The sequence below is a fragment of the Streptomyces resistomycificus genome (assembly GCF_001514265.1).
Lineage (GTDB): Bacteria > Actinomycetota > Actinomycetes > Streptomycetales > Streptomycetaceae > Streptomyces > Streptomyces resistomycificus.
In genome coordinates, this window is sequence record NZ_KQ948989.1 from 120,254 (window position 1) to 133,832 (window position 13,579).

Annotated in this window: 16 protein-coding genes and 1 pseudogene; 7 read left to right on the forward strand and 10 right to left on the reverse strand. The window is 71.4% G+C overall.

Annotated features, from left to right (window positions below; translation table 11 throughout):
- Positions 1-3 precede the first annotated feature (3 nt).
- The 3 genes from bioD to bioB are packed head-to-tail and all read right to left on the reverse strand — an operon-like array spanning position 4 to position 3,191.
- Entirely contained in the window at positions 4-726 is a 723-nt protein-coding gene (gene bioD, locus AQJ84_RS05910; protein WP_053190796.1) for a dethiobiotin synthase, read from the reverse strand.
- A gap of 1 nt (position 727) precedes the next feature.
- Positions 728-2,008 carry an adenosylmethionine--8-amino-7-oxononanoate transaminase gene (locus tag AQJ84_RS05915; RefSeq protein WP_053190794.1) on the reverse strand — a complete coding sequence of 427 codons (1,281 nt, stop codon included), beginning with the start codon at positions 2,006-2,008 and terminating at the stop codon, positions 728-730.
- Positions 2,001-3,191, reverse strand: a complete 1,191-nt coding sequence (gene bioB / locus AQJ84_RS05920) for a biotin synthase BioB (protein ID WP_030041509.1) — start codon at positions 3,189-3,191, stop codon at positions 2,001-2,003. The genes AQJ84_RS05915 and bioB overlap by 8 nt, the downstream gene beginning before the upstream one ends.
- Positions 3,192-3,357: 166 nt before the next feature.
- Between bioB and AQJ84_RS05925 the strand changes: the two genes are divergently transcribed.
- Entirely contained in the window at positions 3,358-4,485 is a 1,128-nt protein-coding gene (locus tag AQJ84_RS05925) for an 8-amino-7-oxononanoate synthase (protein ID WP_053190793.1), read from the forward strand.
- Between the two features lie 82 nt (positions 4,486-4,567).
- Here the strand turns inward: AQJ84_RS05925 and AQJ84_RS05930 are convergent, their stop codons facing one another.
- Complete coding sequence (locus AQJ84_RS05930) at positions 4,568-4,798, reverse strand: DUF397 domain-containing protein (protein WP_030041512.1); 231 nt, start codon at positions 4,796-4,798, stop codon at positions 4,568-4,570.
- A gap of 9 nt (positions 4,799-4,807) precedes the next feature.
- Positions 4,808-5,668 (reverse strand): helix-turn-helix domain-containing protein, encoded by an 861-nt coding sequence (locus AQJ84_RS05935; protein ID WP_030041513.1) that lies wholly within the window; start codon positions 5,666-5,668, stop codon positions 4,808-4,810.
- A gap of 214 nt (positions 5,669-5,882) precedes the next feature.
- Here AQJ84_RS05935 and AQJ84_RS05940 point away from each other — a divergent pair, with 214 nt between their 5' ends.
- Positions 5,883-6,341, forward strand: a complete 459-nt coding sequence (locus tag AQJ84_RS05940; RefSeq protein WP_053190790.1) for an ATP-binding protein — start codon at positions 5,883-5,885, stop codon at positions 6,339-6,341.
- A 45-nt stretch (positions 6,342-6,386) separates the two neighbouring features.
- On the opposite strand, the pseudogene AQJ84_RS43940 reads toward AQJ84_RS05940, so the two are convergent.
- From AQJ84_RS43940 to AQJ84_RS05955, 4 genes and pseudogenes are all read right to left on the reverse strand, one after another.
- A pseudogene (locus AQJ84_RS43940) lies at positions 6,387-6,631 on the reverse strand (DUF6328 family protein); the annotation flags it as partial.
- A 96-nt stretch (positions 6,632-6,727) separates the two neighbouring features.
- Entirely contained in the window at positions 6,728-7,201 is a 474-nt protein-coding gene (locus AQJ84_RS05945; RefSeq protein ID WP_030041515.1) for a C40 family peptidase, read from the reverse strand.
- Positions 7,202-7,754: 553 nt separating this feature from the next.
- The gene (locus tag AQJ84_RS05950; protein ID WP_030041516.1) at positions 7,755-8,060 is read right to left on the reverse strand and encodes a hypothetical protein; all 306 of its coding nucleotides are present in this window, start codon (positions 8,058-8,060) and stop codon (positions 7,755-7,757) included.
- A gap of 7 nt (positions 8,061-8,067) precedes the next feature.
- Complete coding sequence (locus AQJ84_RS05955) at positions 8,068-8,703, reverse strand: ATP-dependent Clp protease proteolytic subunit (RefSeq protein WP_030041517.1); 636 nt, start codon at positions 8,701-8,703, stop codon at positions 8,068-8,070.
- 63 nt (positions 8,704-8,766) lie between these two features.
- Between AQJ84_RS05955 and AQJ84_RS05960 the strand changes: the two genes are divergently transcribed.
- Entirely contained in the window at positions 8,767-9,045 is a 279-nt protein-coding gene (locus AQJ84_RS05960) for a type II toxin-antitoxin system Phd/YefM family antitoxin (protein WP_030041518.1), read from the forward strand.
- 188 nt (positions 9,046-9,233) lie between these two features.
- Here the strand turns inward: AQJ84_RS05960 and AQJ84_RS05965 are convergent, their stop codons facing one another.
- On the reverse strand, positions 9,234-10,268 hold the full coding sequence (locus AQJ84_RS05965) for an ABC transporter permease (protein WP_053190786.1): 1,035 nt from the start codon (positions 10,266-10,268) through the stop codon (positions 9,234-9,236).
- Between the two features lie 199 nt (positions 10,269-10,467).
- On the opposite strand from AQJ84_RS05965, the gene AQJ84_RS05970 reads away from it, so the two are divergent.
- From AQJ84_RS05970 to AQJ84_RS05985, 4 genes are all read left to right on the forward strand, one after another.
- Entirely contained in the window at positions 10,468-11,118 is a 651-nt protein-coding gene (locus AQJ84_RS05970; RefSeq protein WP_037803214.1) for a TetR/AcrR family transcriptional regulator, read from the forward strand.
- 111 nt (positions 11,119-11,229) lie between these two features.
- Positions 11,230-11,532, forward strand: coding sequence for an urease subunit gamma (locus AQJ84_RS05975; protein WP_028808600.1), 303 nt, complete (start codon positions 11,230-11,232; stop codon positions 11,530-11,532).
- A 15-nt stretch (positions 11,533-11,547) separates the two neighbouring features.
- A complete protein-coding gene (locus AQJ84_RS05980) occupies positions 11,548-11,859 on the forward strand; it encodes an urease subunit beta (RefSeq protein WP_030041520.1) in 312 nt (103 codons plus the stop codon).
- Positions 11,852-13,573, forward strand: a complete 1,722-nt coding sequence (locus AQJ84_RS05985) for an urease subunit alpha (RefSeq protein ID WP_030041521.1) — start codon at positions 11,852-11,854, stop codon at positions 13,571-13,573. Before AQJ84_RS05980 ends, AQJ84_RS05985 begins: the two co-directional genes overlap by 8 nt.
- Positions 13,574-13,579 lie beyond the last annotated feature (6 nt).

The following is a 13,579-nucleotide window of genomic DNA, read 5'->3' on the forward strand; positions in this document are numbered from 1 at the left end:
GCCTCAGGCCTCAGGAGCCTCCCGCCTCCGGAACTCCTCCGGGTCCCACGTCCCGTCCAGCCGCGACGCCAGCCAACCCGGTGCCGCGGCACGGAAGTCGGCGGGGGCCAGCGCCCCGGCGCCGGCGGGGAGGGCGCCCAGCAGCGGCGCGCCGGACACCTCCGGCAGGTCGGCCAGGTTGCAGCGGGAGGCGAGGTCCGGCGCGCCGGGCCAGCTGCCGATCACGATTCCCGCCAGGTCGAGCCCGCGGAGCCGCAGTTCACGTGCCGTCAGTTCCGTCGTGTTCAGCGTGCCGAGCCCCGCCGACGCAACCACCAGCACCGGAGCCGACAGCAGCCCCGCCGCGTCCGCCAGCGTTCCGCCCGTCGCGTCGAACCGGACGAGCAGCCCGCCCGCCCCCTCGACCAACACCAGATCGTGCTCGGTGGCCAGCTTGGCGGCGGCCTCCGCGACCTCGCGCGGACGCACCGGCGTCCGGCCGGCCCGCCGCGCCGCCGTGGCCGGAGCCAACGGCTCGGGATACCGCGCGACTTCGGCCGCCGTCACGGCACCGGCGAGCCGTGCCACCTCGGCGGCGTCCCCGGGCTCGTCGGGCCCCACGCCCGTCTGCGCGGCCTTCAGCACGGCCACCGACCGCCCGGCCGCGAGCGCGGCGGCGGCCACGGCGGCGGTCGCCACCGTCTTGCCGACCTCCGTGCCCGTGCCCGTGATCACCAGTACCGGCATGTCACCCCTCCTGTGCCGCCGCGCACACCGCGCGCGCGATCCGTGCCACGTCCGCGTCGCCGGTGACGTACGGCGGCATCGTGTAGACGAGGTCGCGGAACGGCCGCAGCCACACGCCCTCACGCACCGCGGCTGCTGTGGCCGCGCCCATGTCCACGGCGTGGTCGAGCTGGACGACGCCGATGGCGCCGAGGACCCGGACGTCCTTCACCCCGGGCAGCTCCGACGCCGGCGCCAGCCCCTCCCGCAGCCCCGCCTCGATCCGCTTGACCTCCGCGAGCCAGTCCTGGCCCAGCAGCAGCTCGATCGAGGCGCAGGCCACGGAGGCCGCCAGCGGGTTGCCCATGAAGGTCGGGCCGTGGGCGAGGACCGGGACCTCGCCCCGCGAGATGCCGTCCGCCACCCGCGACGTGCACAGCGTCGCCGCCATCGTGAGATAGCCGCCGGTCAGCGCCTTGCCCACGCACATCACGTCCGGCGTCACCGCCGCGTGCTCCGCCGCGAACAGCGCGCCCGTACGGCCGAACCCGGTCGCGATCTCGTCGAACGCCAGCAGCACGCCGTGCTCGTCACACGCCTCGCGCAGCACCCGCAGATACGCGGGGGAGTGGAACCGCATCCCGCCCGCGCCCTGCACCACCGGCTCGACGATCACCGCGGCCAGCTCGTCGGCGTGCCGCCGGACCAGCGCGCGCAACTGATCGGCGTACGACTCCTCGTACTCCGTCGGCGGCGGGTCGGCGAACACCTGGCGCTGGAGCACCCCGGACCACAGCTCGTGCATCCCGCCCTCGGGGTCGCACACCGACATCGGCTGCCAGGTGTCGCCGTGGTAGCCACCGCGCCAGGTCAGCAGGCGCTGCTTGCCGGGACGGCCCAGCGAGCGCCAGTACTGCAGGCACATCTTCACGGCCACCTCGACCGACACCGACCCGGAGTCGGCGAGGAAGACGTGTTCCAGGCCGTCCGGCGACATGTCGACAAGGAGCTTCGCGAGCCGCACGGCGGGCTCGTGGGTGAGCCCGCCGAACATCACGTGGCTCATCCGCCCGAGCTGCTCGCGCGCGGCCTCGTTCAGCACCGGGTGGTTGTAGCCGTGGATGGCCGACCACCAGGAGGACATGCCGTCGACGAGTTCGCCCGAGCCGTCGGCCATCCGCAGCCGTACCCCGCTCGCCGACTCCACGACGAGCGGTTCCTGCCGGCCGGGCATGGGGCCGTACGGATGCCAGACGTGCCGCCGGTCCAGCTCCAGCAGGTCCGGCACCGTCAGGTCAGGCATTGGGCGCGAGGTCCGTTCCGGCACCCCGACGGCGTACGGCGACCAGGTCCGTCCGGGCCTCGCCCGCGGACGAGGTCTCAGGAGCGGGGGCCGCGGCGGCCGCCGGAGCGGAACCGCACACACCGCCGCCCTCCTGCGAGCCGCACCCGCCACCGGCCTCCTCGGAGCCGCAGCCGCCCCTGCGGTGCTCCGGCAGAGTCACCTGGTCGGTGCCCTCCACCTCGAACCCGGCGTCGGCGATCATGTCGAGGTCGGCCTGGCCGGCCTGGCCCTCGCTGGTGAGGTAGTCGCCCAGGAAGATCGAGTTGGCCAGGTGCAGGGCCAGCGGCTGCATCGAGCGCAGGTGGACCTCACGGCCGCCCGCGATGCGCACCTCGACGTCCGGGCAGACGAACCGGACCATCGCCAGGATGCGCAGACACCGCTGAGGGGTGAGGTTCCACTCCTTGGCGAGCGGCGTGCCCTCGAACGGGATCAGGAAGTTGACCGGCACCGAGTCCGCGTCCAGCGCGCGCAGCTCGAACACCACGTCGACCAGGTCCTCGTCGCGTTCGCCCATGCCCGCGATCAATCCGGAGCAGGCGGACAGTCCGGCCGCGTGCGCCTTCTGCACGGTGTCCACCCGGTCGGCGTACGTGTGGGTGGTCGTGATGTCCCCGTACGTCTCCTCGGACGTGTTGAGGTTGTGGTTGTAGGCGTCCGCGCCCGCCTCGCGCAGCCGCTCCGCCTGACCGTCGGAGAGCAGACCGAGGCAGGCGCACACCTCGACGCCCTCGTTCTGGTCCTTGATGGCCTTGATGGTGTCGGAGACCCGGTCCACGTCCCGGTCGGTCGGCCCGCGTCCGCTGGCCACCAGGCAGACGCGTTTGGCGCCTCCCGCCAACCCGGCCGCCGCGGCCTTCGAGGCGTCGTCGGGCTTGAGCCAGGTGTACTTCAGGATGTCGGCCTTGGAGCCGAGCCGCTGGGAGCAGTAGGAGCAGTCCTCCGGGCACAGGCCCGACTTGAGGTTGACGAGGTAGTTGAGTTTCACCCGTTGGCCGAACCAGTGCCGGCGCACCTTGCCGGCCGCGGCCACCACATCGAGCAGGTCGTCGTCGGAAGTGGCGAGGACGGCCAGCGCCTCCTCGCGGGTCGGCAGCTCGCGCCGAAGCCCCTTGTCCACCAGCGTGTTCAGCAGGTCCATGAGAGCCGATCCTGTCCTAAGGAGCCCTCCGGGGCCAAGGAGAGTTCGTACAACAGAGGCGCTTCGACGTGTGGGTATTGCCACATCCTGGGTGCCTGGTCGTCCCGCTAGGGTCTGTGCACTGCCTACAAAACCGGGCACCGCCCACTCAATCCCTGGAGGGCCGATGGCGTTCGCCTGGATCGACGAGCAGGCCGAGCTGCGCCGCCGCGCCGGCCTGGTACGGACGCTGCGTCCGCGGCCCGCGCAGTCGCCGCTGCTGGATCTGGCGAGCAACGACTACCTGGGCCTGGCCCGCCACCCCGAGGTCACCGAGGGCGCGGCGCGGGCCGCGCGGACCTGGGGCGGCGGCTCCACCGGCTCCCGGCTGGTCACCGGCACGACGGAACTCCATCACGAGCTGGAACGCGAGCTGGCCGAGTTCTGCGGCTTCGAGGCGGCGCTCGTCTTCTCCTCGGGCTACGCGGCCAACCTCGCCGCGGTCACCGCGCTGGCGCCGCACGGCTCGCTCATCGTCTCCGACGCCGGCAACCACGCCTCGCTGATCGACGGCTGCCGGCTGGCCCGTGGCAGCACCCAGGTCGTCGCGCACGCCGAACCGGACGCCGTACGCAAGGCACTGCGGACCCACGAGGGCGCGGCGGTCGTCGTGTCCGACACGGTCTTCTCCGTCGACGGCGACGCGGCCCCGCTGGCCGGGCTCGCCGAGGCGTGCCGGGCGCACGGCGCGGGGCTGGTGGTCGACGACGCCCACGGCCTCGGTGTCCTCGGTGACGGCGGCCGCGGCGCCCCGCACGCGGCGGGACTCGCGGGCGCCGACGACGTCGTCGTGACGGTCACGCTGTCCAAGTCGCTCGGCAGCCAGGGCGGGGCCGTCCTCGGCCCGGCCCGGGTGATCGACCATCTGGTCAACGCGGCCCGGACGTTCATCTTCGACACCGGTCTCGCCCCCGCGGCGGCGGGTGCGGCCCTGGCCGCCCTGCGGCTGCTGCGCGGCGAGCCGCAGCGGGCGGCGCGGGCCCGCGCGGTGGCCGCCGAGCTGCACGCACGCCTGAGCGCCGCGGGTCTGGAGGCGGTACGTCCGGACGCCGCGGTCGTCTCGGTGCGCGCACCGTCCCCGGAAGGGGCGGTGCGCTGGGCGGCCGACTGTCGTGCGCAGGGGCTCGCCGTGGGCTGCTTCCGTCCTCCTTCCGTGCCCGACGGCATCTCCCGGCTGAGGCTGACGGCCCGCGCGGATCTCTCCGACGGGCAGATCGAACGCGCTGTACGAGTGATCGGCGAGACGCGACCGTGAGTCGGCGTGCCACGGTCGGATGTCGCTCGACGAGGGGAATGGTCAGATGACGAGAGAAGCGGTCAGATGACGAGGGAAACGGTCAGATGCGGTCGACGGCGGCCGTGAAACCCGCCCAGCTCTCGGGGGAGAAGAGCAGCGCGGGTCCGGCCGGGTTCTTGGAGTCGCGCACGGCGAGCAGTCCGCTCCAGCGGCCGACCGCCGGCCGAGCCGTCTCGACGCAGTTGTTGGCTCCCGTGCTGTAGCTGCTGCGCAGCCACCGTGGGCTGCGCAGATCGGTGCTGGAGGTTACGTGCCGAGGCAGTGCTGACATGGTGCCTCCTTACGCGCCGCCACCTATCGCGGCGATGTAATCCATCGAGTCCTCGGGCGAAAGGGCGTGGATCCGAAGGGCGTCGAAGGCCTCCGTGTAGGCCTGGAGGTCTTCTTTCCGTTCGAGGTAGAGGCTACTCGTCAAGTGGTCGAGAACAACCACATCCAGATCAGACGTGCGCGAAAATGAGAAGATAACGAAAGGCCCGGTGATGCCGATGTGCGCGCCGGCCGTGAACGGCAGTACCTGCAACCGCACTTGGGGCAGTCGCCCCGCCTCGACCAGCCGCGCCAGTTGGCGCGCCATGATGTCGGGTCCGCCGACCTCCCGGCGCAGCACGGCCTCGTCCAGGACGGCACTCAGCTCCAGCGGCGGATCCGAGCGCAGCACGTGCTGCCGGGCCAGACGCACTTCGACCAGCGCGTCCAGCTTCTCCTCGTCCAGCCCGTCCACCGCGGCCCGCGTCACCGCCCGGGCGTACTCCGGCGTCTGCAGCAGCCCGGGCACCACCGAGGTCTCCAGCGTGCGCATCGCACTCGCCTGCGACTCCAGGCTGATGAAATCCCGGTACGTCGGCGGCAGCACCCCTCGGTAGGCGTGCCACCAGTGGTGACGGCCACCGCCCTCGTGGGACCCCGCCAACACCATCAGGAACTCTCGCAGTTGGGGGTCGTGCACACTGTAGGCGTCGAGGAGTAACCGCACGTCGGTCGGTTTCACCCCGCTCGCGCCGGTCTCGATCCGGCTCACCTTCGACTGGTGCCAGCCCACCAGCCGGGCCGCCTCACCACTCGTGAGCCCCGCACCGGTGCGCAGCGCACGCAGTTCGGCGCCCAGCTTCCGGCGGCGCACCGCGGGACCGTGCTGCATGGAGTCACTCCTTACTCCAACCGAGGCACCCAAATACGGTCTGCCGTCGTAGAGTTCACCGCTTCGAGCGACAGATATATGCATATCTTGGTGGATCGCCACCCGTGACCGCCCCGGTAATGGCACTCTGGCGACGAAGCACCAGTCCGGGACCGTACTCGAACCGCCGCCCTCGTGTCGGACTCCGGTCCTGTGGGAAAGGGACGACGTCGCCATGGCAGACCACCTGGAATCATCCGTCACTCTGCCGAGCGAACCCGCCTCGGTGTCCGCGGCCCGCTCCTACGTGCTCACCACCCTGGCGGAGTGGGGTCTGCCGGCGGACACCGAAGCCGCCGACACCATCCGGCTCATCGTCTCCGAACTCGCCACCAACGCCGTGCAGCACACCTTCGGACAGTCACCCACCTTCACGGTGGACATCGAACTCGACCGTGACGAACACCTGCGCATCGGTGTGACCGACAGCCACCCGCGCTTCCCGAAGCGGCTGCCCGCCGCCGTGCAGCAGGACAACGGCCGCGGCATGGTCATCATCCGCTGGCTGACCGCGGAGTGCGGCGGCAGACTCAGAGTCCGACCCACCCGCGAGGGCGGCAAGACCGTCTCCATCGAGGTGCCGTGGACCGTACCGGCCGAGCCGGTGCCCGCGGCGGGGCAGCAGGAGCCGTAGGCCCGCACCCGCGCAGAGGGGGCCAGAGGGCGCCGGCGGCTCATGTGCGGCGGGCGCGGTGAAGAGCACCGCAGTCAGGAGGCCGGCAGGAGCGGGACGACGTACGTCGTGCGCTGGACCGGGCCCGGGGACGGGAAGAACCGGCGTGACGGCCGACGTCAACAGGAAGGCGAAGAGGAGCTGTACGCCCGTCTGGGTGACGCGCAGTTCCTGGAGGAGCTCCCGCAGTCGCGGTCGGCGCGCTCCAGCGGCGTCTCGCAGCGGGCGGTGTGGGGGCTGTGGTCGGCCATGGACGCGCGAGTGGAGTCCCGGTCCGTGTCACGCGCTCCGGAGGCCCCGGGAGGGGGCGGCGGCGGTCAGGTGGCCGCCACCCCCTTCCGGGTGGGTCACTTGACCCGGCCGTACCAGACGCTCTTGGTCCAGATCTTCTGCAGTCGCACCACGTCCCCGGTCTTCGGAGAGTGCCAGATCTTTCCCTTCCCGGCGTAGATGCCGACGTGGTAGACGCTCGACCCCGAGTGGAAGAACACCAGGTCCCCGGCCTTGCGGCTCTTGGCGGAGATGTGGTGCGTCTTGTTGTACTGCTGGGCCGCAGTACGGGGCAGCTTCTTGCCGACCTTCTTGAACGAGTACAGAGTCAACCCGGAGCAGTCGAACCGCTTCGGTCCAGTGGCGCCGTACTTGTACGGGGAGCCCTTCTTGGACGCCGCGATCTTGAGTGCCTTCGTCGCCGGCGTGGCGGCCGCGGCGTCGGAGGCGACACCCGGGACCACGACGGAGCCGCCCACTGCGGCGATGGTGAGGGCCGAGGCCGTACCGGCCCGGACCATGAGCGACGGGACACGATTGAGCGCAGACATGCGCAACCCTTCGTCAGCCGCCTGTGAAGGATGACCTGTCGGATTCGGGCTGGCGAAGTTGCCCGGCCGCTGCTGCGGCTTCACCCCAAGGGCTGCTCGGCCCGGTCATGGCGTGACCGTTCCGGCGACCCGTCGTGCTTGGGTCCTCCACTCCTGCCGATCCACTCCTGTCGACCGGTCATCCGGGCGGCGGCAGGACTCGGCGTCCGCCCGGATCGCCCCGCCGCTGCGGCGGGGTCTTGTCGTCAGTCAGGGATCTTGGCTCACGGATGTCCGAAATACCCAACGGAACCGGGGGTTTGTGTTGTTACTCACCACTCACCCGTTCGGGTGGACACCTGCTTGTTCGAAAGGCCGTTGAGGGGCTCAACGAGCCCCGGACCAGCGCCGGAACACCTCATTCCGCCCTCGGGCCACGCGCGTTGCGCAACCCTGAGGGTAGCAAAAAAGTAGGCGCGCGTACTCCGATAGGGGGTACGCCTTTTGGTCCGTTTCGACGCCGGTCCGGACGCTTCGGCGGTGTGACGAGGTGTCCGGATCCGCTGTGGGTGCGTCAACTGTCGGAGCGTGGCGGCAGCGTGACCCGAGCCGTGCGACGCTCCCCGTCCAGCACGCGCAGCGCACGCGCCAGCGTGTCGGCGTGCACCTCGCTCTCGCCCCGACGGTGCATCAGCGCGAGCGCGTCCCGCAGCTCGGCCGCCTTGCGGACCAGTGCCTGGGCGGCCCGCAGTCCGGCGTAGGTGTCACCGTGGTGGGCCGGGTTGATCCGGCCGAGCAGGTCGACCACGTCGAGGTAACGGTCGATCAGTTCGCCCTCGGCGCGGGTCAGGGCGGGCAGCGGCGGCAGGTCCGGCACCATCGGTGGCTCACCCCTCGCCGGGCGTGGGGTGCGAGGCCTTGCGGCTCGGGATGAGCCGGTCCACCAGGCCGTACTCCACCGCTTCCGCCGCGGTGAGGATCTTGTCCCGCTCGATGTCCGCGTGCACCTGCTCGGGCGTGCGCCCGGTGTGGCGTACCAGCAGCTCCTCGAGGCGGGTGCGTGTGCGCGTCAACTCCGCCGCCTGGATGGCGAGATCGCTGGCCTGCCCCTCGACCGGCTCGGTGAGCGCCGGCTGGTGGATCACCATCCGCGCGCCCGGCAGCGCGAACCGCTTGCCCGGCGTGCCCGCGGCGAGCAGCACGGCGGCCGATGAGCCTGCCTGGCCCAGGCAGATGGTCTCCACGTCGCACGTCACGAACCGCAGCGTGTCGTAGATCGCCGACATCGCGCTGAACGTGCCGCCGGGGGAGTTGATGTACAGCGAGATGTCCCGGTCCGGGTCCCGGTGCTCGAGGTACATGAACTGGGCCATCACGTCATTCGCCGAGGTCTCGTCGATCGGCGCGCCCAGGAAGACGATCCGCTCCTCCAGGAGCTTCGAGTACGGATCCATCGTCCGCTTCCCCGAGGACGTGCGTTCGGTGAACTCGGGCAGGACGTGTCGGGCGGACGGTCGGGCCATGGGTACCCCTCCTTCGGCGTCTGTAAAAAATGTACAGGATGTACGTGACGTTATGATGGGGGTATGGCCTACGAGATTCCGGTGACGCAAGCCAGGGCTGAACTCGCCGACCTGATCAACCGGGTGGTGTACGGCGGTGAGCGGGTGGTCGTCACACGCCACGGCAAACCCCTGGTCGCCCTGGTCTCCGCCGCCGACCTCGAACGGCTGGAGGAACTCCAGGAGCCCGCTGAGGAACAGGTGGTCAGCGCGGTCTCCGCCGTCCGCGAGGTCGCGTCCGCTCCGCGCGAACAGCAGCGCTTCGGCATCGCGGCCCACCATCGCGGGCCCGGCGCGTCGTAGGGGTTGTGTACTAACGTAGAGGGCGTAGAGGGCGTAGCCGTAGTGGAGACGTGAAGCCCTGCGCCGTCCGAAGGACGCCGAAACCGTGCACCCCGTTCGCTGTAACGGAGTGCACGGTCGGATCGGCCCCGACCGGACGGGGCCCGCGGAGCCCAGGCGGCGTCGCGCGCTCGGCCGGTCGGTGAGGGTCAGCCGACGGTCAGCGGCTCCCGGCCCGGGGCGGGGGCGGCGTCCGGAGCCTCCGCGCGTGTCCTGAGCGCGTTCCCGAGCAGTACGGCGCCCAGGCCCAGTACGGCCCACCAGGTCAGCGTCAGGAGCGGGCCGGTCGCCGCCGCGCCGTCGAAGAACGACACCGAGCGCAGCAGGGTGGTTCCCGCGCCCGGCGGCAGCCACTGGCCGATCGTCCCGACCGGCTCGGGCAGCATCTGCGGTGCGGTGGCCGCGCCGGAGAACGGGTTGCCGATCAGCATCACCGTGCCGGCCGCGATCGCGATGCCGGCCTGACCCAACAGGGCGGCCAGCCCCGCCACCGCCGCGCTCACGGCGAGCGTCGACAGGGCGAAGGCGCCGGCCTCGGCCCACCAGTTGCCGGTGAGCGCGTCGAGCCAGCTGTGCGAGATCGCGGCCGCCGCCAGGCCGACCAGGGCCGCGGCCCCGGCGAGCGCGCCGACGGCACGCAGGCCGCGCAGCCCCGCCAGCGTGACCGCCGACCCCGCCGCGATGCCGGCCAGGGCGAGGGGCAGCACGCTTCCGTTCAACGCCGAGCCCCGCGGATCCGCCTCGGGAGCGGGCACCACGTCGACCGTCCTGACCTGTGCCCCGGTCTCGCCGGCCTGCGCGGTCACCGTCTGCTGGAGCAGTTGGGCGACGAAGGGGCTCGCCGCGGAGGCGGTCAGCAACTCGCTGCCCTGGGCGGAGACGACGATCGCGCCGTATACGGTCCGGTCCTCGACGGCGTCCCGGGCGGCGGCCGCGTCGGCGTAGCGGTGGATCTCGAACGCGCCCTCGTGCCGGGCCAGTCGCTGCTCCAACTGGGACGTCGCGGTGGCGGGCCCCGCCACGCCGAGCGGCAGGTCACGGGGTGCGGTGCGAGCCGCGGGCCAGGCGAAGGCCCACAGGGCGAGCGCCGCGAGCAGGGGTGCCATGACCACCACGGCGACCATGCGACGGCCGTGCGGGTGGGTCGGCCTCGGCTCGGCCCGGGTGGCGGAGGGGGTGGACATGAGCTGGACTCCTCGGGTTGGTCGGTTGGTTCGGGTTGGGCTGGTTCGGGTCGGGCTGGTTCGGGGCGGTTACCTCGGGTCGGTCGGGTCGGTCGGGTTCGGCGAGGCTAAAAAGAAGGATCGTTCGTTTTAGGTTCCCTCACCGTCCCGCCGTCTCGGATCCTTGTCAAGAAGGAACGTTCGTTTTAGGTTGGGGACCATGGCCCGCGTATCCCAGCAGCACCTCGACGCCCGCCGCCGCCAGATCCTCGACGGCGCCGCGGTGTGCTTCGCCCGCAACGGCTTCCACGCCACGTCCATGCAGGACGTGCTGAAGGAGGCCGATCTCTCCGCCGGAGCGGTCTACCGCTACTTCAGCGGCAAGGAGGAGCTGATCGCCGCGATCGTCGGCGAGGTGCTCGACGCGGTCCGGGAAGCCTTCGAGGGTGCCGCGCGGGAGGATCCGCCCCAGCCGCCGGACGTGCTGGTCGGCGCCGTGCTGGGACGGACCCTCGCCATGAAGGCGCCGCTGACCGTCGACGGGGAGGCGGCCTTCCCGCGACTCATCGTCCAGGTGTGGGCCGAGACCATCCGCAACCCGGAACTGGCGGCCACCCTGCGCGACGGGTACGCCGCGGTGGGCGCGGCCTGGGAGCGGGTGGTGGTGGCGTACCAGGACGCCGGGATGATGCGGGCGGACCTGCCCGCGGAGCATGTCGCGCGCACCATGATCGCGGCCGTCCAGGGATTCGTCGCACAGCAGCCGCTGCTGGGGCCGGCTCCGGTCGAGGTCCTCCAGAACGGCCTACGCGCGTTGATGAGCATGACGCCCCCCCGGGCAGCGGACCTGAACGGATCACGGCACGGTTAACGTGCCTGAAACCCGATCCCATTAGCCTGCCGCCACGCCACCAGGGACTTTGCCCCGGGGCCTGAGGCGACCGGACCCCGCACGGTCCGGAGCGAGACTGTGAGGTGGGACGTGCAACTGACCCCGCACGAGCAAGAGCGGCTGCTGATCCACGTGGCGGCGGACGTGGCCGAGAAGCGTCGGGCGCGCGGGCTGAGGCTGAACCACCCCGAGGCGGTCGCGCTCATCACGTCGCACATCCTCGAGGGCGCCCGTGACGGCCGTACGGTCGCCGAGCTCATGTCCTCCGGACGCAAGCTGCTCACCCGGGACGACGTCATGGAGGGCATCCCCGAGATGATCCACGACGTGCAGGTCGAGGCGACCTTCCCGGACGGCACCAAGCTCGTCACCGTCCACGACCCGATCGTCTGACGGGGGGACATCGCCGTGATTCCCGGAGAGTTCCTGTTCGCCGACGACCCGGTCGTCTACAACGAGGGTCGCGAGGTCACCTCGCTGACCGTCCTCAATGCCGCCGACCGGCCCGTCCAGGTCGGCTCCCACTACCACTTCGCCGAGGCCAACCCCGGTCTGGAGTTCGACCGTGCCGCGGCGCGCGGCAGGCGGCTGAACATCGCCGCCGGCACCGCGGTCCGCTTCGAACCAGGGATCCCCGTCGACGTCGAACTCGTCCCGCTCGCCGGCGCCCGTGTGGTGCCCGGGCTGCGTGGGGAGACCGGAGGTGCCCTCGATGCCTGAGATCTCGCGTGCCGCGTACGCCGACCTGTTCGGCCCCACCACCGGCGACCGTATCCGGCTCGCCGACACCGCCCTGCTGGTCGAGATCGAGGAGGATCGTTCCGGCGGTCCCGGACTCGCCGGTGACGAGGCCGTCTTCGGCGGCGGCAAGGTCATCCGCGAATCCATGGGCCAGTCGCGGGCCACGCGCGCGGACGGCACCCCCGACACGGTCGTCACCGGTGTCGTCATCATCGACCACTGGGGGATCGTCAAAGCCGACGTGGGCATCCGCGACGGCCGGATCACCGGCATCGGCAAGGCCGGCAACCCCGACACCATGGACGGTGTCCACCCCGACCTCGTCATCGGCCCCGAGACCGAGATCATCGCCGGCAACGGTCGGATCCTGACCGCCGGTGCCATCGACGCGCACGTCCACTTCATCTGCCCGCAGATCGCCGACGAGGCGCTGTCCGCCGGGATCACCACGCTGGTCGGCGGCGGCACCGGCCCCGCCGAGGGTTCGAAGGCGACCACCGTGACGCCCGGACCCTGGCATCTGGCCCGGATGCTGGAGGCGATGGAGCAGTACCCGCTCAACATCGGCTTCCTCGGCAAGGGCAACACCGTCTCGCACGAGGCGATGCTCTCCCAGATCCGCGGCGGCGCCCTCGGCCTCAAGCTGCACGAGGACTGGGGCTCCACGCCGGCCGTCATCGACGCCTCGCTGACCGTCGCCGACCGCACCGGTATCCAGGTCGCGATCCACACGGACACCCTGAACGAGGCCGGATTCGTCGGTGACACCCTCGCCGCGATCGGCGGACGCGGCATCCACGCCTACCACACCGAGGGCGCGGGCGGCGGGCACGCGCCGGACATCATGACCGTGGTCTCCGAGCCGCACGTGCTGCCCAGTTCGACCAACCCGACCCGGCCCTTCACCGTCAACACCGCCGAGGAACACCTCGACATGCTGATGGTGTGCCACCACCTCAACCCGGCCGTCCCCGAGGACCTCGCCTTCGCCGAGTCCCGGATCCGCCCCTCCACCATCGGGGCCGAGGACATCCTGCACGACCTGGGCGCGATCTCGATCATCTCCTCCGACGCCCAGGCCATGGGGCGGGTGGGCGAGGTCGTCATGCGGACCTGGCAGACCGCGCACGTGATGAAGAACCGCCGGGGCGCGCTGCCCGGCGACGGCCGCGCGGACAACCATCGGGTGCGTCGGTACGTGGCCAAATACACGATCAACCCGGCCGTCGCGCAGGGCCTCGACCACGAGGTCGGCTCGGTCGAGACCGGCAAGCTCGCCGACCTGGTGCTGTGGGAGCCCGCGTTCTTCGGCGTCAAGCCGCACCTCGTCATCAAGGGCGGGCAGATCGCGTACGCGCAGATGGGCGACGCCAACGCGTCCATCCCGACCCCGCAGCCGATCCTGCCGCGTCCGATGTACGGCGCGATCGGGCGGGCGCCGGCCTCGAACTCGTTCAACTTCGTGGCCCCGCTGGCCATCGAGGACGGGTTGCCCGAGCGGCTCCAGCTCGGCAAGAGGTTCGTGGCCATCCAGTCGACGCGCGGGGTGACCAAGGCCGACATGCGGGAGAACGACGCGCGGCCTCGTGTCCAGGTCGATCCCGACAGCTTCGCCGTGCACATCGACGGGGAGCTGGTCGAGGCGACCCCGGCCGCCGAACTGCCCATGGCCCAGCGTTACTTCCTCTTCTGATGGCCG